Source organism: Allorhizobium sp. DMC15 (assembly GCF_056314065.1).
In genome coordinates, this window is sequence record NZ_JBQUZB010000001.1 from 20,657 (window position 1) to 40,919 (window position 20,263).

The window sequence follows — 20,263 nt, forward strand, 5'->3', positions numbered from 1 at the left end:
GTTGCCGCGCAAACCTCAGCAGGCGCTTACCGACCGGGTCCAAGTCTCTGATGGATGTTGTCTTGGTTCGGGGCTCTCGATGAAACAACGCGCTCGGGATGAGCCCATAGCGCAGCGTCGTATCGCTGTGACACGTCCACGAAGATCAGAAGATCACAGGATTGCCATGCGGTCGTGAGCCAATGCCCTCATGTAGCGGGCAAGCCGTCTGGCCGATTCCGAGAGTACGGAAACTCTATGGATGGAGTGCCGTCCCAGCCGAATTTCTTCCGCTGGGACGGCGCTATGTCAATCAATGCGCCGCAGACATGTCGCCCAGGACTTCCTTGGAAGCGACGGTCGAGTCTGCGTTCAGCTTGTAGACCATGGGAACGCCGGTCGCGAGATTGACGCCGAGGATCTGCTCCTTGGTCAGCTTGTCGAGAACCATGACCAGCGAGCGCAGCGAGTTGCCATGCGCCGCAACCAGCACCTTCTCGCCACGCAGCACGCGCGGCAGGATTTCGGTCAGGTAATAGGGCCAGACGCGGGCACCGGTGTCACGCAGGCTTTCGCCGCCCGGCGGCGGAACGTCGTAGGAACGGCGCCAGATATGCACCTGCTCCTCGCCCCACTTGGCGCGGGCATCGTCCTTGTTGAGGCCGGAGAGATCGCCGTAGTCGCGCTCGTTCAACGCCTGGTCCTTGATCGTCTCGAGACCGGTCTGACCGACATTTTCCAGGATGATGTTGCAGGTCTTCTGCGCACGGGTGAGCACGGACGTGAACGCGATATCGAACTTGATGCCGTAGTCGGCAAGCGCCTTGCCGCCGGCATTGGCTTCCTGCACGCCGAGCTCGGTCAGGTCCGGGTCACGCCAGCCGGTAAACAGGTTCTTCAGGTTCCAGTCGCTCTGGCCATGGCGCACGAGCACGAGGGTACCGGTCATCGACAATTCCTCTCTTGACGATCAGGGGGTGAAGTTGAGCCCGAGCACGTCGAGCATGGTATAGCGGCCGGGCTTCTTGTCCCGGGCCCAGGTGGCAGCCTTCAGCGCGCCGCGGGCAAAGAGCGAGCGATCGGTCGCGCTGTGAGACAGCGTGATCAACTCGCCTTCGCTGGCAAAGAGCACCTGATGTTCGCCGATCACCGAGCCGCCGCGCAGCGTGGCAAAGCCGATCGAGCCTTCTTCGCGCGGCCCGGTATGGCCGTCGCGCACGCGAACCGAATGATCGGCCAGCGAAATACCCCGGCCCTCGGCCGCAGCTTCACCAAGCAGCAGCGCGGTGCCCGACGGCGCGTCCACCTTGTGCTTGTGGTGCATTTCAAGCACTTCGATATCCCAGCCGGCGGCATCGAGCGCGCGCGCCGCCTGCTTGATCAGAACCGAGAGCAGATTGACGCCAAGGCTCATATTGCCCGACTTCACCACCCGCGCATGCCGTGCTGCCGCGTCGATCTTTGCCTCATGCTCCGGCAGGCAGCCCGTGGTACCGATCACATGCACGATGCGCGCCTGCGCCGCGAGGGCGGCGAATTCGACAGTTGAGGCCGGTGTCGTGAAGTCGATGACGCCATCGGCGTGCAGGAATGCCGCCAGCGGATTGTCGGTCACGGCAATGCCAAGCTTGGGCACACCCGCCAGCTCGCCCGCATCCTGGCCGAGCGCGGCAGAGCCCGCCCGTTCCACCGCCGCATGGAGAACAAGGCCCGGGGTTTCACTGATCAGCTTGATCAGCGTCTTGCCCATGCGACCGGCGGCACCAACGACGACGAGCTTCATGGGCGTATCCATGCGAAATTATTCCTGGCTGCTGAGCGGGCCGGTAGGCGCGGCCTGAAGGTTGTTGAGGCGAGCGTAAAGACCACCCGGCTGCTGTGCAAGGCTCTCATGCGTGCCTTCTTCCACCGCTTGGCCGCCCTGCATGACGATGATCTTGTCAGCCTTGATGATGGTTGAAAGCCGGTGAGCGATGACAATCACGGTCCGCCCGACCATTGCAGCTTCCAGAGCTTGCTGGACTGCGGCCTCCGATTCCGTATCGAGCGCGGAAGTGGCCTCGTCCAGGAGCAGGATCGGTGCATTGCGCACCAGAGCGCGTGCAATCGACAGCCGCTGTCTTTGGCCGCCTGACAGCGTCAGCCCGTTCTCGCCAACGGGGGTGTCATAGCCCATTGGCTGCGCGAGAATGAATTCGTGCGCATTGGCAAGCCGGGCTGCCTCCTCGATCTCTTCATCCGTCGCCTCCGGGCGACCATAGCGGATGTTATCACGGATCGTACCCTCGAAGAGATAGGGTTGCTGCGAGACATAGGCCAGATGGTGGCGCAGTGACGACTTGGTAACGTCAGCGATGTTCTGCCCGTCGATCAGGATCTCCCCAGCAGCGGGATCGTAAAACCGGGGCACGAGGGTGATGACAGTTGACTTGCCGGCTCCGGAAGGGCCGACAAGGGCGGTCGTCTTTCCGCCTTCCGCGACGAAGCTCAGGTCGTGCAGCACAGGTCCATTGCTGCCATAGGCGAAAGTGACGTTGCGGAACTCGATACGTGCTTCGCCAACGACGAGTTGGCCGGCGCCCGGCTTGTCCCGCTGATGCGTCTGCATGTCGAGAATCTCGTAGATCATCTTCGCGTTGACCGCGGCACGCTCCATTTGCACCTGCAGTTTCGCCAGTCGCTTAGCCGGCTCATAAGCGAGCAGAAGCGCGGTGATGAAGGAGAAGAACGCACCCGGTAGCACGCCTCCATAGATCGCCTGGAACGCGGCATAAGCCATGACGCCTGCGACGGAGAGTCCAGCCAGTGACTCCGTCAGCGGACCGTTTCTCTCACTAAGCCGGGCGATACGGTTGGAGCGCCTCTCTGCGGCATCGATCGTCGACTGGATCTTCTGCTCGAGTTGTTTCTCCATCGTGAATGCCTTGACGATGGAGATCCCTTGAACGGTCTCCTGCATGGCGCCGAGCACGTGCGAGTTCAGGATCACGGCGTCTCGAGTGGCTGTGCGCAGCCGCTTGGCGAGATAACGCAGTCCAAAGAGCAGCGGCGGAGCCACCGTGAAGACGATGAGCGACAGCACCACGTCCTGGATGAACATAACTCCGATCAGCGAGACCAATGTTACGAGGTCGCGGGCAAGTGACGTGACGGTGAGGTTGAGCACGTCTCGCACGCCATTGATATTCTGGTTGATCTGGGCGGAGAGACGCGCAGAACGCGCTTCGTTGAAATAACCCACGGAAAGCGTCATCAGATGCGCAAAGAGGCGCCGCTGATAGTTGGCGACGATGTTGTTGCCGATCTTGGCCAGTGTAACGGCCTGGCCGTAACCGGCAAAGCCGCGAATGACGAATGCGGCAAAGATCGATCCGCAGATGGTCCAGATCAGATCTGCGCGGCGATTGGCGAAAGCCTCGTTGATCACCGATTCCATGATCCATGCCGTAAAAGCGGTCGTCATGGCCACGGTGAGGAGGCAGGCTATGGCAAAGGCGTAAGCGCCCAGATGCTCGCGACCGTTTTCGGCGATCACGCGGCGCAGGACGACGGTGATGCTGTCGTTGTCCAGCGTTTCGTTGGAAGTGCCAATGGCGGTCAAGAGAGGTGTCCTGTGCTGTTGCTCCGGCCAGAGCCCTTAGGGGCCGCCGCTCTATAGCCAGTTGCCGCACATTTGACCATAGTGCCCGCCTTGCGGCTCAGCGTCGCCAGTGGCGGCCCTCGGTGGCAAGCCCGAATTCGGATGGGGTCATCGCAAAGGCCGCAAGCCCGTGCAGGGCCGCCTGGGGATGCGTCACGACGAAGGTCGGGATCCCGTGCAGCAGACTTTGATGCGGCGCCTTGTCCTCGAAAGCGGCGCGGAATTCTCCGCTCTGCAGCGCCGGCAGAATTTTCGGCGAGATTCCCCCGGCGAGAAACACGCCACCCTTGGCCATGAAGATCAGGGCAAGATCGCCGGCCACCCGGCCGAGATAGGTGGCAAACAGGCTGAGCGCCTCCCCAGCCAGACCGTCTGAACCGGAAATTCCGGCCGCAGACACCTCCGCCGGCTCGGTATAACGCGGCGTAAGATTGCCCTCCACCTTACATAGGGCGCGATAGATGTTCATCAGACCGCGACCAGAAAGCAGCTCTTCTGCAGAAATTCGTCCGAGCGCGGCATTGGGGTCATGAACCGGGGTCAGGTATGGCCATAGGGCATGATCTCGGGCCGTCCGTGGCCCGACATCGACATGTCCGCCTTCGCCCGGCACCGGGAACCAGGTATCCCGCGCCCGCAGAAGCCCCGCCACTCCCAATCCCGTGCCGGGACCAAGGACCACGCGTGAACCGAGCGGGGCCTCGCTCAACGACCCGAGGTGTTGTCGGTCGTTTTCACCGAGCGTCGCGGCCGCGAGCGCTTGGGCCTCGAAGTCGTTAAGGAGCAGCACTTCCGAAAAGCCGAGATCGGCCATCAGGATCTTCGGCCGCACGACCCACGGGAAGTTCGTCAGCGGCACCTCGTCGCCCTTGATTGGGCCAGCCAGTGCCAGGATCAGCGAGCGCGGCTTGTAGTCAGTCGTTTCCAGCACGCTCACGCGGATGGCCTCGTCGATCGTCGCGAAATCCTTGTTCACCACGTTCGGAAAGCTGATCTGCTCGCCGCTTTCGTCGATCAGGATCGAGAAGCGGGCATTGGTGCCGCCGATGTCGCCGATCAGGATCGGGAAGGGCAGGGTATCGTCGCGCTGTGTGTTGGCCATGGTTTGTCCGGTCTTTGGCCCTGCTGCTCAGGCAGTGAGGGTCTGCATCAGGATGTCGGCGGTCGCGAGGTTCAGCGCCATCGGAATGTCGTAGACAGTCGCAAGTCGCATCAGCGCCTTGACATCCACATCATGGGGCATCGGAGTCAAGGGGTCGACGAAGAAGACAAGCATGTCGACTTCCCCCGTCGAGATCAACGCGCCGATTTGCTGGTCGCCGCCGAGAGGCCCGCTTTTCAGCCGGGTCACGTCGAGCACCGGCACGGCATCCTTGATCCGCCCGCCCGTCGTGCCCGTCGCCACGATCTTCCAGCTTTGCAGTTTCGCCTGGTGACGACGGGCGAAATCCGCCATGTCATCCTTCTTCTGGTCATGCGCGATCAGGGCGATGCAACGGGTGCGGCTCACGACGGGTCCCCAATTGATTTAAATCGATTTGATAACCCATCTAGCGCAGGCTAGCGGACTTGAAAAGGCACCCCGCGGTGAGAGCAGGTCGTTCACCATCCCGCCGGACGGGGTGCCGGAACGGGAACGACGGCCGGTATTTCGAAACCTGTCTGCTGAGCGGGTGCGGGAGCAACGAAAGCCGAAGCTGCGCTGTTGCCCGGCATGATCCCGCCGCTCGCCCGATACGTCACTTCGAACTCGCTTGCCGGACCTCTTGCATCGAGGACCATGGCGCAGGCCTTCGGCAGATCGGAGATCTGCATGGCCCGCGGCTTCGGAGCCGGTTTGGCATCCGGATCCTTCTTTGGAGCGGCCCACGGCTCCTTCGTAAACCACCAGGCAAGCGACTTGTCGCAGCCGTCGCCGGGCGGCACCGCCGCTTGCGGCTTGCAGCCGCTCGCACCCTCAGGGCAACGCATCCGGATGTGAAAATGCGCGTCATGCCCGTAGATCGGACGGATCTTGCCGAGCACCGCCCGGTCGCCTGTCCACGTATCGCAGAGCTTCTTCTTGATTGCAGGATTGACGAAGATGCGCTCCACCTGCGGGTAGCTCGCCGCCTGCACAACCAGCCGCGCATGGGTATTCGTCCACAGCCGTTTGTCGACCGTGAGAAACTTGTCCGGTACCAGCATCGAAGTGAACGGCATGTCCTCGCGCTGTTGCGGTGACAGCGGATTGGCCGGCTTCGGCGTGAACCAGATATCGGCGTCAAGCCCGATCTGGTGCGAGGCATGGCCGGACAACATTGGCCCACCGCGCGGCTGCGAGATATCGCCGATCAGAATGCCCGAACCCCAGCCGAGCTGCACCGCATCTTTCGAGAAGCGCTCGAGTAACGCGATCATCTCGGGGTGCCCCCAGCGACGGTTGCGCGACAGGCGCATCGCCTGCCATGTCGGCCCGTCGGTCGGAATCGCCACCGCACCGGCAATACACCCCTTGGCATAGGAGCCATAAGGGGACGGTGCCGCCTTGGCCGGCAGCGCCATGCCGCCGAACAGTTCCTTGGCAGGTCGTCCTTCTGCCAGCGCAGCATCCGCGGCGAAACTGGAGAAAGCTCCCACGAACATCAGGCTTGAGGTGAGGCGTCGGCAGGCGTCGGGGAATGACATCAACGATATTCCTAGCGGTTGAACGATCCGGTTTCCCGGATGAATCACATCGAGATGCTAGCGTGAAAAAAGATTCGGGTGAAACTGCGGAGACGCACTCATTCAATTCTCTGTAATCCAGCCTGTATTCCTGAGGGTTTTGTCCTATTCTGAGGCCAACGAAAACGAAGGGAACCGATATGAATTTGACGAGGCGACTTCTAGACTTGCTTGTCGTTGCGGGCGTGACATTGTGGGCCAACAACGCGGTAGCCCAGGACCAGTCGCCGGCAGATACCTTTCGCCATGCACTCGCCATTGTCGGAGACATCAAATATCCGCCCGGCTTTGCCCATTTTGACTATGTGAACCCCGCAGCGCCCAAAGGTGGCGTTATCAATCTCTCGGCATCCGGCACCTTCGATAGCTTCAATCCGGTTCTGGACAAAGGTGAGCTTGCCGCGGGGTTGTCTCCCAGATTATCTCTTGTGACGGAAACCCTGCTGAAACCGTCGATGGACGAGGTGGACGCAGTCTACGGTCTTCTGGCCGAAGCGGTCTCTTTTCCGCCCGATTACGCCTATGCGACCTTCCGCCTGAGAGCGGAAGCAAAGTGGGCTGACGGCACGCCGGTGACGCCGGAAGATGTCATTTTCAGCTTCGAAAAATTCAAGGATCTCAATCCGCTTTATACCACCTACTACGCCCATGTCCTGAAAGCGGAGAAGACAGGCGAGCGGGAGGTGACGTTTACCTTCGACGAAAAAAACAACCGGGAACTGCCGATCATCGTCGGTGAGCTCGACATTGTTCCAAAGCGCTGGTGGACGGCCAACGGACCCGATGGAAAACCACGCGATATCTCCCGCACCACGCTCGAACCCATCATGGGATCGGGGCCCTATAGGATAGCGTCGTTTACGCCAGGGGCGAAGGTGACGTACGAGCTGCGGGATGATTACTGGGGTAAGAATCTGAACGTCAACATTGGCTATAACAACTTTAGGACGCAGACCTACACCTATTACGCAGATCTGGATGTCGAATTCGAAGCCTTCCGCTCCGGGGCAGTTGATTATTGGGCTGAGAACTCAGCGATGCGCTGGGCGCGGTCTTATGATTTTCCGGCTGTTGTAGAGGGTCGGGTGAAACGCCAGGTCCTGGACAATGAATACAAGACCTCCGGTGTGCTTGTCGGCTTCATTCCCAACATGCGCAGGGAGATGTTCAAAGACGTCCGCGTCCGCAAAGCGCTGAACTACGCCTTCGACTTCGAAGAGCTGAACAGGACCATCTTCTTCGATCAGTATAAGCGGATAGACAGTTATTTCTACGGCTCCGAGCTGGCATCGCAGGGACTGCCCGAGGGCAAAGAGCTGGAAATCTTGAAGTCGCTTGGGCCCGATGTCCAGCCAGAAGTTATCACGAAGCCATACAGAAATCCGATCGGAGGCGACGGTGCCAAGCTGCGCGAGAACCTGAGATCGGCGCTCGCCTTGCTCAAGCAGGCCGGTTATGAACTACGTGATGGAAAGATGGTGCAGGCCGCGACGGGCGCACCATTGCAGTTCGAAATCCTTCTGAACGGCCCCACCATCGAGCGGGTCGCCCTTCCGTTCGCAGACAATCTCAAGAAGATCGGCATCCAGGCCTCCGTGAGAACGGTTGATTCCGCACAGTACGCAAACCGGGTCCGTAGCTTCGACTACGACATGATCTATCTCGGGTGGGCGCAGAGCCTGAACCCCGGAAACGAGCAGCGCGATTATTGGGGCTCGCGGTCGGTCAACCAACAAGGCTCACGCAACTACGCCGGCATTTCGAATCCCGCCATCGATACGCTGATTGATCAGATCATCTTCGCCAAAGATCGTGACACCTTGATCCCGACCGTCAAGGCGCTCGATCGTCTGTTGCTGGCGGGCAGTTATACGGTGCCGAGCTACACGCTGCGCTCATCCCGTATCGCCTATTGGGACAAGGTCGATCATGCCGAGCTGCCGGCCTATGCCATCGGCTTTCCGTCTATCTGGTGGGCAAAACCGACGCAAAACTAAACGGTAGGACATCCGCAGTGAAGCCGGTTATCTAGGAACGACAGGCGAATCGCATTGCAGGAGGACCGACGGGTTGGCTGACGGAAAGGGACAGGGATTTGACAGCGGCAGGACGTCCGTCATGAGGTACGTCTCATGACCGCCTATATCCTGCGTCGTCTTCTGTTGATGATCCCGACGATCGTCGGCATCATGGGCATTTCCTTCATCGTCATCCAGTTCGCACCGGGCGGCCCGGTTGAGCAGGTCATCGCCCAACTGAGCGGTCAGGGTGACAGCGCGGACGCCCGGCTGTCTGGCGGCGGTGACATGTTGAGCCAGCAGACCGGCACGGAGGAGGGCGGTTCTCGCTATCGCGGGGCCCAGGGGCTCGATCCGGAACTGATCGCCAAGCTCGAGAAACAGTTCGGCTTTGACAAGCCGCCGCTTGAGCGCTTCCTCGAAATGATGTGGAACTACATCCGTTTCGACTTCGGCGAGAGCTTCTTCCGCAACACCTCGGTCATCGATCTGATCATCGAGAAGATGCCGGTGTCGATTTCGCTCGGCATCTGGGTTCTGCTGATCTCCTACGCGATCTCGATTCCGCTCGGCATCAAGAAGGCCGTATCCGACGGCTCCCGTTTCGATGTCTGGACCTCCGGTGTCATTGTCGTCGGCTATGCTGTTCCCGGCTTCCTCTTCGGCATTCTGCTGATCGTACTTTTCGCTGGCGGATCCTTCTTCGACTGGTTCCCGCTGCGCGGTCTCACGTCAGACAATTTCGCCGAGTTGTCCTGGTGGCAGAAGATCCTCGACTACTTCTGGCATCTGACCCTGCCGCTGATCGCGCTGCTGCTTTCGGCCTTCGCCACGACTACGCTGCTGACGAAGAATTCTTTCATCGATGAGATTAAGAAGCAGTATGTAGTGACCGCCCGAGCCAAGGGGCTCGGTGAGCGGCAGGTGCTGTACAAACACGTCTTCCGCAATGCCATGTTGATTGTCATTGCCGGTCTTCCGGGCGCCTTCATCTCGGCATTCTTTACCGGCTCGCTTTTGATCGAAAATATCTTCTCGCTCGATGGCCTCGGCCGCCTGGGTTACCTCGCGATCGTCAATCGCGATTATCCGATCGTGTTTGCCACGCTCTACATCTTCTCGCTGATGGGCTTGGTCGTCGGTCTGATTTCGGACCTCATCTATACCTGGATCGACCCACGCATCGATTTCGACCGGAGGGATGTCTGATGTCCGCCGCCGAAACCGCCACCATCGCCCCGCCAAAGAAGGGTTGGCTCAACCCCACCAACCACCGTCGGCTTGAGAATTTCAAGGCGAACCGCCGCGGCTTCTGGTCGTTCTGGATCTTCATGGTCCTGTTTGTGCTCAGCCTGTTTGCCGAGTTCATTGCCAACGACAAGCCGATCATCGCATCCTACAAGGGCGAGATCCTCTTCCCTGTGGTCGTCGATTATCCGGAGGAAAAATTCGGCGGCTTCCTCGCGGTGACAGATTATCGTTCACCCTTTATCGCCGACGAGATCAACGCCAATGGCTGGATGGTCTGGCCGCCGATCCGTTACTCCTACCGCACAGTCAATGCCGAGGTGCCCCATTCCGCCCCGACGCCGCCCTTCTGGCTGATGGACAAGGAAACCCGCTGCGCGGCCTATCCTTTGAAGGCCGAAGATCCGAATTGCGTGCTTGGCAACATGAACTGGCTCGGTACTGATGATCAGGCGCGGGACGTGATGGCCCGTATGATCTACGGCTTCCGCATCTCGATCCTCTTCGGTCTGGCGCTGACGCTTGCCTCGGCCGTCATCGGGGTAACGGCCGGTGCCGTGCAAGGCTATTTCGGTGGCTGGACTGACCTTCTGATGCAGCGTTTCATCGAGATCTGGTCGTCGATGCCGGTGCTCTACATCCTGCTCATCATCGCAGCCATCCTGCCGCCCGGCTTCTTCGTCCTGCTCGGCATCATGCTGCTCTTCTCCTGGGTCGGCTTCGTCGGCATCGTCCGCGCCGAATTCCTGCGCGCGAGAAACTTCGAATACGTGAACGCCGCCCGCGCGCTCGGCGTCGGCAACGGTACCATCATGTTCCGCCACCTGCTGCCGAACGCCATGGTCGCGACGCTCACCTTCCTGCCCTTCATCCTCTCGGGCTCGATCACCACGCTGACCTCGCTCGACTTCCTCGGCTTCGGCATGCCCCCGGGCTCGCCCTCGCTCGGAGAACTCATCGCCCAGGGCAAACGCAATCTCCAGGCCCCCTGGCTCGGCTTGACGGCCTTCTTCACCATGTCGATCATGCTCTCGCTCCTGATCTTCATCGGCGAAGCCGTCCGCGATGCCTTCGATCCTAGGAAGACCTTCCGATGAGCGCGGGTTCGTCATGGAGACGCATTTGTGGCATGATGGGCGCAGGCCTGATCAGGAGCGCGATGCGATGAATAAGATCGTCAGAGAGCATTATCCGGTTGAGAATTTGCCGGCTGACCTCAGAGAAGGGCTCGGTGATGGTGCGACAGTGCGGGTCGTAATCGAGGTCGACGGGGTAACACCCGATGATCATAGACGGCGCTCGGTCAAACAAACTCTGGAGCACTTGGAAAACATACGACAAGGCCGCGTTCCCGACACCGACGTTGCGGAAGCAGTTTCAAGGATCCGGGCGCTTCGAGATGAATGGGAAGATTAATGACGGCCGTTGAACGTGTCTATCTGGACACCAACGTGTTCATCATGCTCCCTGAGAAGGACCATCGTCTGCAGCAACTGCTAGTGCGGATGATTTCGTCGCAACCCTCTGAAAAGCCGCCGAAGTTCGCAACCAGTGAACTGACGCTGTCGGAACTTCTGGTAAAGCCGTATCAAGCTGGCGACGACACGCTGATCAATGGTTACGAGTCGCTGATACTGAACAGCGAATGGCTCGATGTGCGCCCGGTGGATCGCGCCGTACTTTACTATGCCGCTGCCCTTCGCGCTCAATACCGCCACTTGAAGCTGCCGGATGCAATCCATGTGTCCAGCGCGATCGGGCAAGATTGCTCACATTTCCTGTCTGATGATCATGGCATCAAAGATCGCTACGATCTCGTACACAGACGAAATGGGTTCAATCACTCTGCACCCACCCTCACCGTCCTCCGCCCCGACGAACCCACGCTCACTTCCCTGATCGAAAGCCTGTCCGCATGACCGAACCCCTGCTTTCCGTGCGCGATCTCTCCGTCGCCTTCCACCAGGGTGCCCGCGAGAGCCTGGCAGTTGACAGTATCTCCTTCGAGGTCGGCCGCGGCGAGATTGTTGCCTTGGTCGGGGAATCCGGCTCCGGCAAATCGGTGTCCGCCGCGTCGATCCTGAAGCTTCTGCCCTATCCCGCTGCGAGCCACCCGTCGGGGCAAATCCTCTTCGACGGCCGCGACCTGATGACGGCAAGCGAGCCTGAGCTTCGCGCCGTGCGCGGCAACGACATCACCATGATCTTCCAGGAGCCGATGACTTCGCTCAATCCGCTGCACACGATCGAGCGGCAGATCGGCGAGATCCTGGCGCTGCATCAGGGCCTTGAAGGCGCACCCGCCCGCGCCCGCGTGCTCGAGCTTTTGCATCAGGTCGGCATCCGCGAGCCGGAAAAGCGCCTGACAGCCTTCCCGCATGAGCTCTCTGGCGGCCAGCGCCAGCGCGTCATGATCGCGATGGCGCTCGCCAACAGGCCTAAGCTCCTGATCGCCGACGAGCCCACCACGGCGCTCGACGTCACCGTTCAGGCGCAGATCCTGGAGCTCCTTGGACGCCTGAAGTCGGAGCACGGCATGTCCATGCTCTTCATCACCCATGATCTCGGCATCGTCCGCAAATTCGCGGACCGGGTCTGCGTCATGACCAAGGGCAAGATCGTCGAGGCCGGAGCCGTTGAAGACATCTTCGAACGGCCACAGCACGCCTACACGAGGAAGCTGCTCGCCTCCGAGCCGCGCGGCGAACCACCCATGCTGGACGAGACGAAACCGGTCGTCATGCAGGGCGAAGACATCCGTGTCTGGTTCCCGATCAAGGCCGGCTTCCTGCGTCGCACCGTAGACCACGTGAAGGCGGTCGATGGCGTGGATCTCACGCTTCGTGCCGGCCAAACGCTCGGCGTCGTCGGCGAATCCGGCTCCGGCAAGACCACGCTCGGTCTAGCCCTCGCGCGCCTCATCTCGTCGAAGGGCCGCATCAGCTTCATCGGCAAGGATATCCACGCCTTCTCCTATCGCGAAATGCGCCCGCTTCGTGATCGCCTGCAGATCGTCTTTCAGGACCCCTTCGGCTCGCTCAGCCCGCGCATGTCCGTGGGGGAAATCATTGCCGAGGGGCTCAAGGTGCATGAGCGCCGGTTGACCGCCGCGGAGCGCGACAGTCGCGTCGCCTCAGCGCTGGAGGAGGTCGGGCTCGATCCCGCCACCCGCTGGCGCTACCCGCACGAATTCTCCGGCGGGCAGCGCCAGCGCATTGCGATTGCCCGCGCCATGGTCCTCAAGCCGCGCTTCGTTATGCTGGATGAACCGACCTCGGCACTCGATATGACCGTTCAGGCCCAGGTCGTTGATCTCCTGCGTGACCTTCAGGCCAAGCATGATCTCGCTTATCTGTTCATCAGCCACGATCTGAAGGTCGTGAAGGCGCTGGCAAACGAACTGATCGTCATGCGCGGTGGCAAGGTCGTGGAGAAAGGCCCTGCAACGGATGTCTTTTCGGCGCCCAAGGCAGACTATACCCGTGGCTTGCTGGCCGCCGCCTTCAATCTTGAGGCCGCCGAGATCGGCGGCATCCGTCAGTAACGGAAGACAGACATGACAGACAAAAGCGCCATCCTCATCGATCTCCGGTTTGATCGCGAAAGCGTCTTGCGCGCCCTGCCGGAAGCCTTTCCGGACCGGACGGTCATCGATATGGGGGATCCTGCCAATCGTGATCGCGATCTCTCCAGTGCATCCTATGCGGTTGTCTGGAAACCGGATCCCGAGCTTTTCCGGCGTGCAAGCGGCTTGAAGGCGATTTTCTCCGGTGGCGCGGGCGTCGACCATATCCTGTCGAATTACAATCTGCCGGACCTGCCCATCGTCCGGTTTGTCGACCGCAGCCTGACGGATCGCATGAGCGAATGGGTGGTCTGGCAATCCCTGCACCACCTGCGCAACGGATTTGTCTACGCCGATCAGCAGCGCTCCCGCGTGTGGCGCGAAATTGCTGAGCAGCCGGAGGCCCGAGATGTGACGGTGGGCATCATGGGACTTGGCGTCCTTGGCGCCGATGCTGCGGCGAAGCTGAAGGTTTTGGGCTTTCGTGTCATTGGCTGGTCACGCAGCAAGAAGGACATTTCGGGCGTTGAAACATTTGACGCGAATGGTCTGGACGAGTTTTTGGGTCAGACCGATATCCTCGTCGGACTATTGCCGCTGACAGACGATACCCGCGGGATCTACAACAGATCGCTGTTCTCCAGACTGTCGCGTTCCGGAGTGCTGGGTGGTCCCATTTTTCTCAATGCCGGTCGCGGTGGCAGCCAGAACGAAGACGATCTCGTCGCCTGCCTGTCTGACGGAACGCTGAAGGCCGCCTCGCTCGACGTTTTCGTAAAGGAACCGCTCGAACGAAACAGTTCGCTGTGGGGCTTGCCGAATGTTCTGATCACCCCCCACGCGGCTGCTTCCTCCGATGTGCGCGCCCTCTTTCGCCATGTCGAACAGCAAGTACGCCGGCTGGAAAACGGCGAGCCGCTGCAGTTCGTCGTGGATCGGCTTTCCGGTTACTGACGCCTGAAACTCGGAACAATCAGGGGGTCTTCCCGTTTGCTTGATGAAGACGACGTCTCGAACGTCCTCACCGCAACGCAGGGAGAGCCCCATGAGCAGCCGAACCGACCTTCCCGACGCCACCGACCGACGGACACGCGGCTTGAAGCCTGAGCCAATGACTCCCACCGAAGCAAGACAAGGCTTCCGCGGAAAGCCGGTGCTGATTGTTCTTCTCGCGGGCTTGGTGCTGGCGATGCTCGTCTGGATACCCGCAGAATGGTGGGGAAACTCCATCGCCCCGAGCAATCCGGCCAATGAGCCCCCAGCGCAGACCGCCCCGGCCCCCAATGCCAGCGAGTCAGGCAGCCAGAACATGCCGCAATCAAACCCGACGCCTGGGCAGTGATCCTGGCGTGGGTGACTGGACAAGATTGAACCGATTGCCGATAACAGACACCAGAAGCGGCTGCACATGGCGGCCGCTGATCTCGACCTCCGGTCGATGATCGATAAGGCAGCGGCCAATGACCAAGACTGATATCGCAACCAGGGTCTACAATCACGCCTGGAAGCTGGACCCCATCATCCGCAGCCTGATCGATACCGATTTCTACAAACTGCTGATGCTCCAGATGATCTGGAAGCTCTATCCCGACGTCCACGCGACATTCACGCTGATCAATCGAACGACCTCTGTTCGGCTTGCAGACGAGATCGACGAGCAGGAGTTGCGCGATCAACTCGACCACGTCAGGGCTTTGCGGCTATCCAAGAAGGAGATGATCTGGCTTGCCGGCAATACCTTCTATGGCCGCGCGCAGATCTTTGAACCCGAATTCCTGGCCTGGCTGGGCAATTTGCAGCTTCCGGAATACGAGCTGACCAAGCGTGATGGCCAATACGAGCTGACCTTTCATGGCCCTTGGATGGAGACGACGCTGTGGGAGATCCCAGCGCTCGCCATCATCAACGAATTGCGTTCACGCGCCGCCATGCGGTCGTTGGGCTACTTCACCCTTGATGTTCTTTACGCCCGCGCCAAGGCCAAGATGTGGTCCAAGGTCGAGCGGCTGAAGGAGCTACCGGGCCTCAGGATCTCGGATTTTGGTACGCGACGTCGCCACAGCTTCCTGTGGCAGCGCTGGTGCGTCGAAGCTCTGAAGGAAGGCATTGGCCCCGCATTTACCGGCACCAGCAATGTATTGCTGGCTATGGATTCGGACCTTGAGGCTGTTGGCACCAATGCCCATGAGTTGCCGATGGTCGTCGCCGCCTTGGCGCGCAATGATGAAGAACTCGCCGCCGCGCCCTACCGCGTCCTGAAAGATTGGAACCGCCTCTACGGTGGTAATCTGCTGATTGTCCTGCCGGATGCTTTTGGCACGACCGCTTTTCTCCGCGATGCACCCGAATGGGTGGCCGACTGGACGGGATTCCGTCCCGACAGCGCTCCACCGATCGAAGGTGGCGAGAAGATCATCGAGTGGTGGAAGAAGATGGGACGCGATCCCCGCAAGAAATTGCTGATCTTCTCCGACGGTCTTGATGTCGATGCCATTGTCGATACCTACCGGCATTTTGCCGGTCGAGTCCGCATGAGCTTCGGCTGGGGTACCAATCTCACGAATGATTTTGCCGGTTGCGCACCGGTCGAGATCGATGGGCTGAAGCCGATCTCCATCGTTTGCAAAGTTTCGGAAGCCAATGGTCGGCCGGCGGTGAAGCTGTCTGACAATCCGCGCAAAGCAACCGGTGAACCGGCGGAAGTCGAGCGTTACCTGCGGTTCTTCGGATCCCAGGACAGGGTCGAACAGGCCGTTCTCGTGTGATCAGCCGAAGGCCTCCATTAGGGTCCTTGCATCCATCACCTCTGCCATGTTCTGTTGAGTCAGACGGGAGGGAGAAACCCGTCCGCATAGGGAGGATTGACCATGGACATGCAAGGCAGTGAGCAGATCGAAGCACCCATTGATGCCGTTTGGAATGCACTCAACGACCCCGACATATTGCGACGCGCAATTCCTGGCTGCGAGAGCCTCGAAAAGATCTCTGACACCTCCATGGTGGCCAAAGTGGTCCTGAAGATCGGGCCGATAAAGGCGAAGTTCGAAGGCGCGGTCGAACTGCAGAACCTCAATCCCCCAAGGTCCTATACGATTTCCGGCGAGGGAAAGGGAGGGCTCGCGGGCTTTGCCAAGGGCGGCGCGGATGTGTCGCTCGAGAGTGACGGGCCATCGGCAACGGTGCTGACCTACGTTGTGAAGGCGGAGGTTGGAGGCAAGATTGCCCAGCTGGGCAGCCGGCTGATCGAGTCCACCTCGAAGAAGCTCGCGGCGGAGTTCTTCGCCAATTTCGGTGCTGCGGTCGCCGCCGAAAATTCAGACATCTCGACCTGACCGACACCAGGACTTCGCGTGACAGTTTTGCGCAAGCATGTCACCTCACTCTGGCTCCAGCCGAAATGATTCGGCCAGAAGGGGACATGACGATGAACGAGGGACCGGATCAATATTTTGATCAGCAGGACATGACCGTGAAGCTGATGCTGATCGAGAACAAGTCGGACGAGCTGACCGACATCTTGGTAGAAGCACTTCAGGACGCGCTGAAGCTGCTCGACGAGGAATTCTCGACCGTCCACTGATCCGGTCGACCGGTTTGATCAGAACCGGTCGGACACCTGGATCCCGGCGGGGCCGAGAATGACGGCAACGAGCACGGGCAGGAAAAACAGGATCATCGGGACCGTCAGCTTTGGCGGCAGCGCGGCGGCCTTCTTCTCCGCTTCGTTCATGCGCTCGTCGCGGCCTTCCTGTGCGAGCACGCGCAGAGCCTGGGCGACCGGCGTCCCGTAGCGATCGGCCTGAATCAGCGCCTGTACGACGTTTTTCACACTGTCCAGCTGCGTGCGTGTGCCCAAGTTCTCCAGCGCCTGCCGACGGTCCGGCAGGAAGGAGAGCTCTGCGGTCGTAAGCACCATTTCCTCAGCCAGTTCAGGGGATTGATCACCGATCTCTTCTGAGACGCGACGCATGGCAGCCTCGAGCGAAATGCCTGATTCGACGCAGATCAGCATCAGGTCCAGCGCATCCGGCCAAGCGCGCCGGATCGATTGCTGACGTTTGGATATGCGGTTCGAAACATAGATATTCGGCAGGTAGAAGCCAACATAGCCGCCGACGATGGTGGCGAATATGCGGATCGGCAGACCTTTGTCGGCCAGGTTTCCCAGCACGAAGATCCAGAATGCGGTGAGCAGCAATGTGGCGAACGGCAGCAGGAAGCGCGCGACCAGAAAGATATTCAGTGCATTCTGCGAACGCAGACCCGCCGCTTTCAATTTGTCGACGGTTTTGTCGTCGACGAGGGCCTTGCGCAGATTAAAGCGCTCGACAATCTGTCGAACGGATTTGTTGTTGTTGGCGCGAAGGCTCGTCCGGCTCTGCGCTGCTTCCGCGTTCAGTTTGGCGCGCTCGCGAGCCCGGATCTGGTCGCGTTCCGTCGAAACGGCACGCATGCGCTTGTTCAGGTCACCCTTCTCAAAATAGGGCATCACCAGCGTGTAGAAGGTGCCGAAAACCGCCAGCGCCACAAGCACCGCCATGATCAGCGCAGGATTGGCGATTTGGGCTGCCCAGTCTTCGCTCATATCGGTGCGCTCCTAGATGTCGAAGTTGATCATGTTGCGCATCACCAACAGGCCAATGCTCATCCAGACGGCGGAGACGCCAAGGATCAGATGACCTCGGGAATCGGTGAACAGGATCATGATGTATTGCGGCGAAGTCAGGTAGACGAGGAAAGCCACGATGAACGGCAAGGCGCCGATGATGGCGGCGGAAGCCTTGGCCTCCATCGACAGAGCCTGAACCTTTGCCTTCATCTTTTTCCGGTCGCGCAACACGCGGGATAGATTTGACAATGCTTCCGAAAGGTTGCCGCCTGCTTGTCCCTGAATTGCGATGACGATCGCGAAGAAACTGATCTCCGACAGCGGCATGGTCGAATGCATGCGTGCAATGGAATCAGGTACGCTGAGCCCGAGCTGTTGTGACTCGACAACCCGGCGGAACTCCGTCTTGACCGGTTCCTGACCATCCGATGCGATCATGCGGATCGCATCATTGAGGGGTAGACCCGATCGGATCGAGCGGACCATGACATCGAGCGAGTTCGGAAACTCCTCCAGAAACTGTTTCTGACGGCGCTTGACGAGGAAATTGACGACCCACCGGGGCAGTCCGAGGGCCGAAACGAAGGTCAGTCCGAGCATGACGAGCGGCGGCATGCCGGCAAGCAGGGTCATCAGAAGAACAACAACGCCCAGGACAACGCTGAAGAGATAGAATTGAACCGGCGTAATCGACAGCCCGGCCTGGATGATCCGTGATTTCAGGCTCGTTTCGTTTGCCTTCTTGGATTTTTCCTGCTGCTTCTTCTCAAGCTCCTTGAGGGAGTCCTGAACCGACTTGCGACGCTTCGATATCTCCTGGACTCGGTCCCTGGCGGCCTTGACCTGACCCATGTCGGTCTCGGCCGCTTTCACCCGATTGATCCGGTTTGCCGTCTTCTTTTCGGTCTCCATCCTGGTGTAGAGGAGACTGTAGGCGATCGCTGCCGTGGAAACCGCAACCAGCAGGACGATGCCGAGTATGGTCGGGTTCATCGGCTCAGATCCCCTTCGATTTCTGTTCCATGGCGTCGAGAGCCGCCGCGAGGCGACGATCCTCGTTATAATAGCGAGCCCGATCCCAGAAATGCGGCTTGCCGATCCCGGTCGACATATGCCGGCCGATGATCTTGCCGCCCGCATCCTCGCCCTCGATTTCGTAGCGCATCAGGTCCTGGGTGATGATCACGTCACCTTCCATCCCGATGACCTCGGTAATGTGGGTGATGCGGCGTGAACCATCGCGCAGGCGGGCGGCCTGGATGATGACGTCGATCGAGCCGGAAATGATCTCGCGCACGGTTTTGGCCGGCAGCGAGAAGCCGCCCATGGCGATCATCGATTCCATACGGCTCAGGCATTCGCGCGGCGTGTTGGCGTGGATCGTGCCCATCGAGCCGTCGTGACCGGTGTTCATCGCCTGCAACAGGTCGAAGACCTCAGGTCCGCGCACTTCACCGACGATGATGCGTTCGGGGCGCATACGCAGGCAGTTCTTCACGAGATCGCGCATGGTGATCTCGCCTTCGCCTTCGATGTTTGGCGGGCGCGTTTCCAGACGCACGACATGCGGCTGCTGCAGCTGCAGTTCGGCCGTGTCTTCGCAGGTGATGATGCGCTCGTCTGAATCGATGAAGCCGGTCAGGCAGTTCAGAAGCGTCGTCTTACCCGAGCCGGTACCGCCCGAGATGACGACGTTGCAGCGAACGCGGCCGATGATCTGCAGAACCTCGGCACCTTCGGGCGTGATGGCGCCGAACTTGACGAGCTGGGCAAGGTTCAGCTTGTCCTTCTTGAACTTACGAATGGTGAGCGCCGGCCCGTCGATCGCGAGCGGCGGAGCAATGACGTTGACACGCGAGCCGTCGGGCAGACGCGCGTCGCAGATCGGGCTCGATTCGTCGACACGACGGCCGACCTGGCTCACGATACGCTGGCAGATCGACAGAAGCTGGGAATTGTCGCGGAAGCGGATTTCCGACTCGATCGTCTTGCCGCCGACTTCGATGAAGGTCTGGCCGGCGCCGTTGACCATGATGTCGGCGATGTCGTCACGCGCCAGCAGCGGCTCGAGCGGACCGTAACCCAGAACGTCGTTGCAGATATCCTCGAGCAGCTCTTCCTGCTCAGAGATCGACATCGCGAAATTCTTGATCGTGATAATGTCGTTGACGATGTCGCGGATTTCTTCGCGCGCGCTTTCGCCATCGAGCTTCGCCAGCTGCGACAGATCGATGGTGTCGATCAGCGCGGAGAAGACCTTGCTCTTGGTATCGTAATAGTCCTCGGTCCGGGGCGCCTTCTTGCGGACGGCACCGGGCATCGAGGGCGGTGTCACTTGAAGGCGAGTGCTGGCTTCGGGGCTTCCCGGCTCGATCAGGCTCGTGCTTGAGCGCGCCGCAGGCACGGCAGCCGCGGGTGCCGGCATCGTGCCGGTAACCGAACCTCCCTTGCCGAAACCGTCGTTTCCGCGTTTGCCAAACATGAGTTCTACCTATTCC

Annotated in this window: 20 protein-coding genes; 11 read left to right on the forward strand and 9 right to left on the reverse strand. The window is 60.1% G+C overall.

Annotated elements, in window-relative coordinates; all coding sequences use genetic code 11:
* Window positions 1-292 precede the first annotated feature (292 nt).
* The 6 genes from ACT53S_RS00060 to mepA form a co-directional block, all read right to left on the reverse strand.
* The gene (locus tag ACT53S_RS00060) at window positions 293-928 is read right to left on the reverse strand and encodes a 2,3-bisphosphoglycerate-dependent phosphoglycerate mutase (protein ID WP_113378415.1); all 636 of its coding nucleotides are present in this window, start codon (window positions 926-928) and stop codon (window positions 293-295) included.
* Between the two features lie 21 nt (window positions 929-949).
* Window positions 950-1,762: a 4-hydroxy-tetrahydrodipicolinate reductase gene (dapB, locus tag ACT53S_RS00065; protein WP_476066607.1), complete on the reverse strand. Its 813-nt coding sequence runs from the start codon at window positions 1,760-1,762 to the stop codon at window positions 950-952.
* Window positions 1,763-1,780: 18 nt separating this feature from the next.
* Window positions 1,781-3,571 (reverse strand): ABC transporter ATP-binding protein, encoded by a 1,791-nt coding sequence (locus tag ACT53S_RS00070; protein WP_476066608.1) that lies wholly within the window; start codon window positions 3,569-3,571, stop codon window positions 1,781-1,783.
* A gap of 106 nt (window positions 3,572-3,677) precedes the next feature.
* Window positions 3,678-4,721 (reverse strand): glucokinase, encoded by a 1,044-nt coding sequence (locus tag ACT53S_RS00075; protein ID WP_476065495.1) that lies wholly within the window; start codon window positions 4,719-4,721, stop codon window positions 3,678-3,680.
* A gap of 27 nt (window positions 4,722-4,748) precedes the next feature.
* Window positions 4,749-5,129, reverse strand: a complete 381-nt coding sequence (locus ACT53S_RS00080; protein ID WP_113378411.1) for a methylglyoxal synthase — start codon at window positions 5,127-5,129, stop codon at window positions 4,749-4,751.
* A gap of 92 nt (window positions 5,130-5,221) precedes the next feature.
* On the reverse strand, window positions 5,222-6,286 hold the full coding sequence (gene mepA / locus ACT53S_RS00085) for a penicillin-insensitive murein endopeptidase (protein WP_476065496.1): 1,065 nt from the start codon (window positions 6,284-6,286) through the stop codon (window positions 5,222-5,224).
* A 179-nt stretch (window positions 6,287-6,465) separates the two neighbouring features.
* On the opposite strand from mepA, the gene ACT53S_RS00090 reads away from it, so the two are divergent.
* The 11 genes from ACT53S_RS00090 (at window position 6,466) to ACT53S_RS00140 (ending at window position 16,736) form a co-directional block, all read left to right on the forward strand.
* Entirely contained in the window at window positions 6,466-8,322 is a 1,857-nt protein-coding gene (locus ACT53S_RS00090; RefSeq protein ID WP_476065497.1) for an extracellular solute-binding protein, read from the forward strand.
* A 135-nt stretch (window positions 8,323-8,457) separates the two neighbouring features.
* On the forward strand, window positions 8,458-9,552 hold the full coding sequence (locus ACT53S_RS00095) for a microcin C ABC transporter permease YejB (protein WP_113378408.1): 1,095 nt from the start codon (window positions 8,458-8,460) through the stop codon (window positions 9,550-9,552).
* The gene (locus tag ACT53S_RS00100; RefSeq protein ID WP_476065498.1) at window positions 9,552-10,688 is read left to right on the forward strand and encodes an ABC transporter permease; all 1,137 of its coding nucleotides are present in this window, start codon (window positions 9,552-9,554) and stop codon (window positions 10,686-10,688) included. The genes ACT53S_RS00095 and ACT53S_RS00100 overlap by 1 nt, the downstream gene beginning before the upstream one ends.
* Before the next feature lie 67 nt (window positions 10,689-10,755).
* Window positions 10,756-11,007 carry a hypothetical protein gene (locus tag ACT53S_RS00105; protein ID WP_142072317.1) on the forward strand — a complete coding sequence of 84 codons (252 nt, stop codon included), beginning with the start codon at window positions 10,756-10,758 and terminating at the stop codon, window positions 11,005-11,007.
* Window positions 11,007-11,510: a type II toxin-antitoxin system VapC family toxin gene (locus ACT53S_RS00110; RefSeq protein WP_476065499.1), complete on the forward strand. Its 504-nt coding sequence runs from the start codon at window positions 11,007-11,009 to the stop codon at window positions 11,508-11,510. The genes ACT53S_RS00105 and ACT53S_RS00110 overlap by 1 nt, the downstream gene beginning before the upstream one ends.
* Window positions 11,507-13,135 carry an ABC transporter ATP-binding protein gene (locus ACT53S_RS00115; protein WP_113378404.1) on the forward strand — a complete coding sequence of 543 codons (1,629 nt, stop codon included), beginning with the start codon at window positions 11,507-11,509 and terminating at the stop codon, window positions 13,133-13,135. Before ACT53S_RS00110 ends, ACT53S_RS00115 begins: the two co-directional genes overlap by 4 nt.
* Before the next feature lie 12 nt (window positions 13,136-13,147).
* Window positions 13,148-14,110, forward strand: a complete 963-nt coding sequence (locus ACT53S_RS00120) for a 2-hydroxyacid dehydrogenase (protein ID WP_476065500.1) — start codon at window positions 13,148-13,150, stop codon at window positions 14,108-14,110.
* 91 nt (window positions 14,111-14,201) lie between these two features.
* On the forward strand, window positions 14,202-14,498 hold the full coding sequence (locus ACT53S_RS00125) for a hypothetical protein (protein WP_113378402.1): 297 nt from the start codon (window positions 14,202-14,204) through the stop codon (window positions 14,496-14,498).
* Window positions 14,499-14,616: 118 nt separating this feature from the next.
* Window positions 14,617-15,921 carry a nicotinate phosphoribosyltransferase gene (gene pncB / locus ACT53S_RS00130; RefSeq protein WP_476065501.1) on the forward strand — a complete coding sequence of 435 codons (1,305 nt, stop codon included), beginning with the start codon at window positions 14,617-14,619 and terminating at the stop codon, window positions 15,919-15,921.
* 102 nt (window positions 15,922-16,023) lie between these two features.
* The gene (locus ACT53S_RS00135; RefSeq protein ID WP_476065502.1) at window positions 16,024-16,488 is read left to right on the forward strand and encodes a CoxG family protein; all 465 of its coding nucleotides are present in this window, start codon (window positions 16,024-16,026) and stop codon (window positions 16,486-16,488) included.
* An 86-nt stretch (window positions 16,489-16,574) separates the two neighbouring features.
* Complete coding sequence (locus ACT53S_RS00140) at window positions 16,575-16,736, forward strand: hypothetical protein (protein ID WP_174238548.1); 162 nt, start codon at window positions 16,575-16,577, stop codon at window positions 16,734-16,736.
* 18 nt (window positions 16,737-16,754) lie between these two features.
* Here ACT53S_RS00140 and ACT53S_RS00145 read toward each other — a convergent pair whose 3' ends face one another.
* From ACT53S_RS00145 to ACT53S_RS00155, 3 genes are read right to left on the reverse strand one after another with little or no spacing between them, the layout of a single operon-like run.
* Entirely contained in the window at window positions 16,755-17,741 is a 987-nt protein-coding gene (locus tag ACT53S_RS00145; protein ID WP_113378399.1) for a type II secretion system F family protein, read from the reverse strand.
* Between the two features lie 12 nt (window positions 17,742-17,753).
* Window positions 17,754-18,758 (reverse strand): type II secretion system F family protein, encoded by a 1,005-nt coding sequence (locus tag ACT53S_RS00150; protein ID WP_113378398.1) that lies wholly within the window; start codon window positions 18,756-18,758, stop codon window positions 17,754-17,756.
* A 4-nt stretch (window positions 18,759-18,762) separates the two neighbouring features.
* Window positions 18,763-20,247 (reverse strand): TadA family conjugal transfer-associated ATPase, encoded by a 1,485-nt coding sequence (locus tag ACT53S_RS00155; RefSeq protein ID WP_113378397.1) that lies wholly within the window; start codon window positions 20,245-20,247, stop codon window positions 18,763-18,765.
* Window positions 20,248-20,263: the final 16 nt, after the last annotated feature.

Bases quoted from the DNA above. Each gene is read 5' to 3' on its own strand.
- ACT53S_RS00090 (WP_476065497.1), top strand. From the start codon at position 6,466: ATGAATTTGACGAGGCGACTTCTAGACTTGCTTGTCGTTGCGGGCGTG.
- ACT53S_RS00100 (WP_476065498.1), top strand. From the start codon at position 9,552: ATGTCCGCCGCCGAAACCGCCACCATCGCCCCGCCAAAGAAGGGTTGG.
- ACT53S_RS00105 (WP_142072317.1), top strand. From the start codon at position 10,756: ATGAATAAGATCGTCAGAGAGCATTATCCGGTTGAGAATTTGCCGGCT.
- pncB (WP_476065501.1), top strand. From the start codon at position 14,617: ATGACCAAGACTGATATCGCAACCAGGGTCTACAATCACGCCTGGAAG.
- ACT53S_RS00155 (WP_113378397.1), bottom strand. From the start codon at position 20,247: ATGTTTGGCAAACGCGGAAACGACGGTTTCGGCAAGGGAGGTTCGGTT.
- ACT53S_RS00140 (WP_174238548.1), top strand. From the start codon at position 16,575: ATGACGATGAACGAGGGACCGGATCAATATTTTGATCAGCAGGACATG.
- ACT53S_RS00150 (WP_113378398.1), bottom strand. From the start codon at position 18,758: ATGAACCCGACCATACTCGGCATCGTCCTGCTGGTTGCGGTTTCCACG.
- ACT53S_RS00115 (WP_113378404.1), top strand. From the start codon at position 11,507: ATGACCGAACCCCTGCTTTCCGTGCGCGATCTCTCCGTCGCCTTCCAC.
- ACT53S_RS00060 (WP_113378415.1), bottom strand. From the start codon at position 928: ATGACCGGTACCCTCGTGCTCGTGCGCCATGGCCAGAGCGACTGGAAC.
- ACT53S_RS00110 (WP_476065499.1), top strand. From the start codon at position 11,007: ATGACGGCCGTTGAACGTGTCTATCTGGACACCAACGTGTTCATCATG.
- ACT53S_RS00095 (WP_113378408.1), top strand. From the start codon at position 8,458: ATGACCGCCTATATCCTGCGTCGTCTTCTGTTGATGATCCCGACGATC.
- ACT53S_RS00145 (WP_113378399.1), bottom strand. From the start codon at position 17,741: ATGAGCGAAGACTGGGCAGCCCAAATCGCCAATCCTGCGCTGATCATG.
- mepA (WP_476065496.1), bottom strand. From the start codon at position 6,286: ATGTCATTCCCCGACGCCTGCCGACGCCTCACCTCAAGCCTGATGTTC.
- dapB (WP_476066607.1), bottom strand. From the start codon at position 1,762: ATGAAGCTCGTCGTCGTTGGTGCCGCCGGTCGCATGGGCAAGACGCTG.
- ACT53S_RS00125 (WP_113378402.1), top strand. From the start codon at position 14,202: ATGAGCAGCCGAACCGACCTTCCCGACGCCACCGACCGACGGACACGC.
- ACT53S_RS00075 (WP_476065495.1), bottom strand. From the start codon at position 4,721: ATGGCCAACACACAGCGCGACGATACCCTGCCCTTCCCGATCCTGATC.
- ACT53S_RS00135 (WP_476065502.1), top strand. From the start codon at position 16,024: ATGGACATGCAAGGCAGTGAGCAGATCGAAGCACCCATTGATGCCGTT.
- ACT53S_RS00120 (WP_476065500.1), top strand. From the start codon at position 13,148: ATGACAGACAAAAGCGCCATCCTCATCGATCTCCGGTTTGATCGCGAA.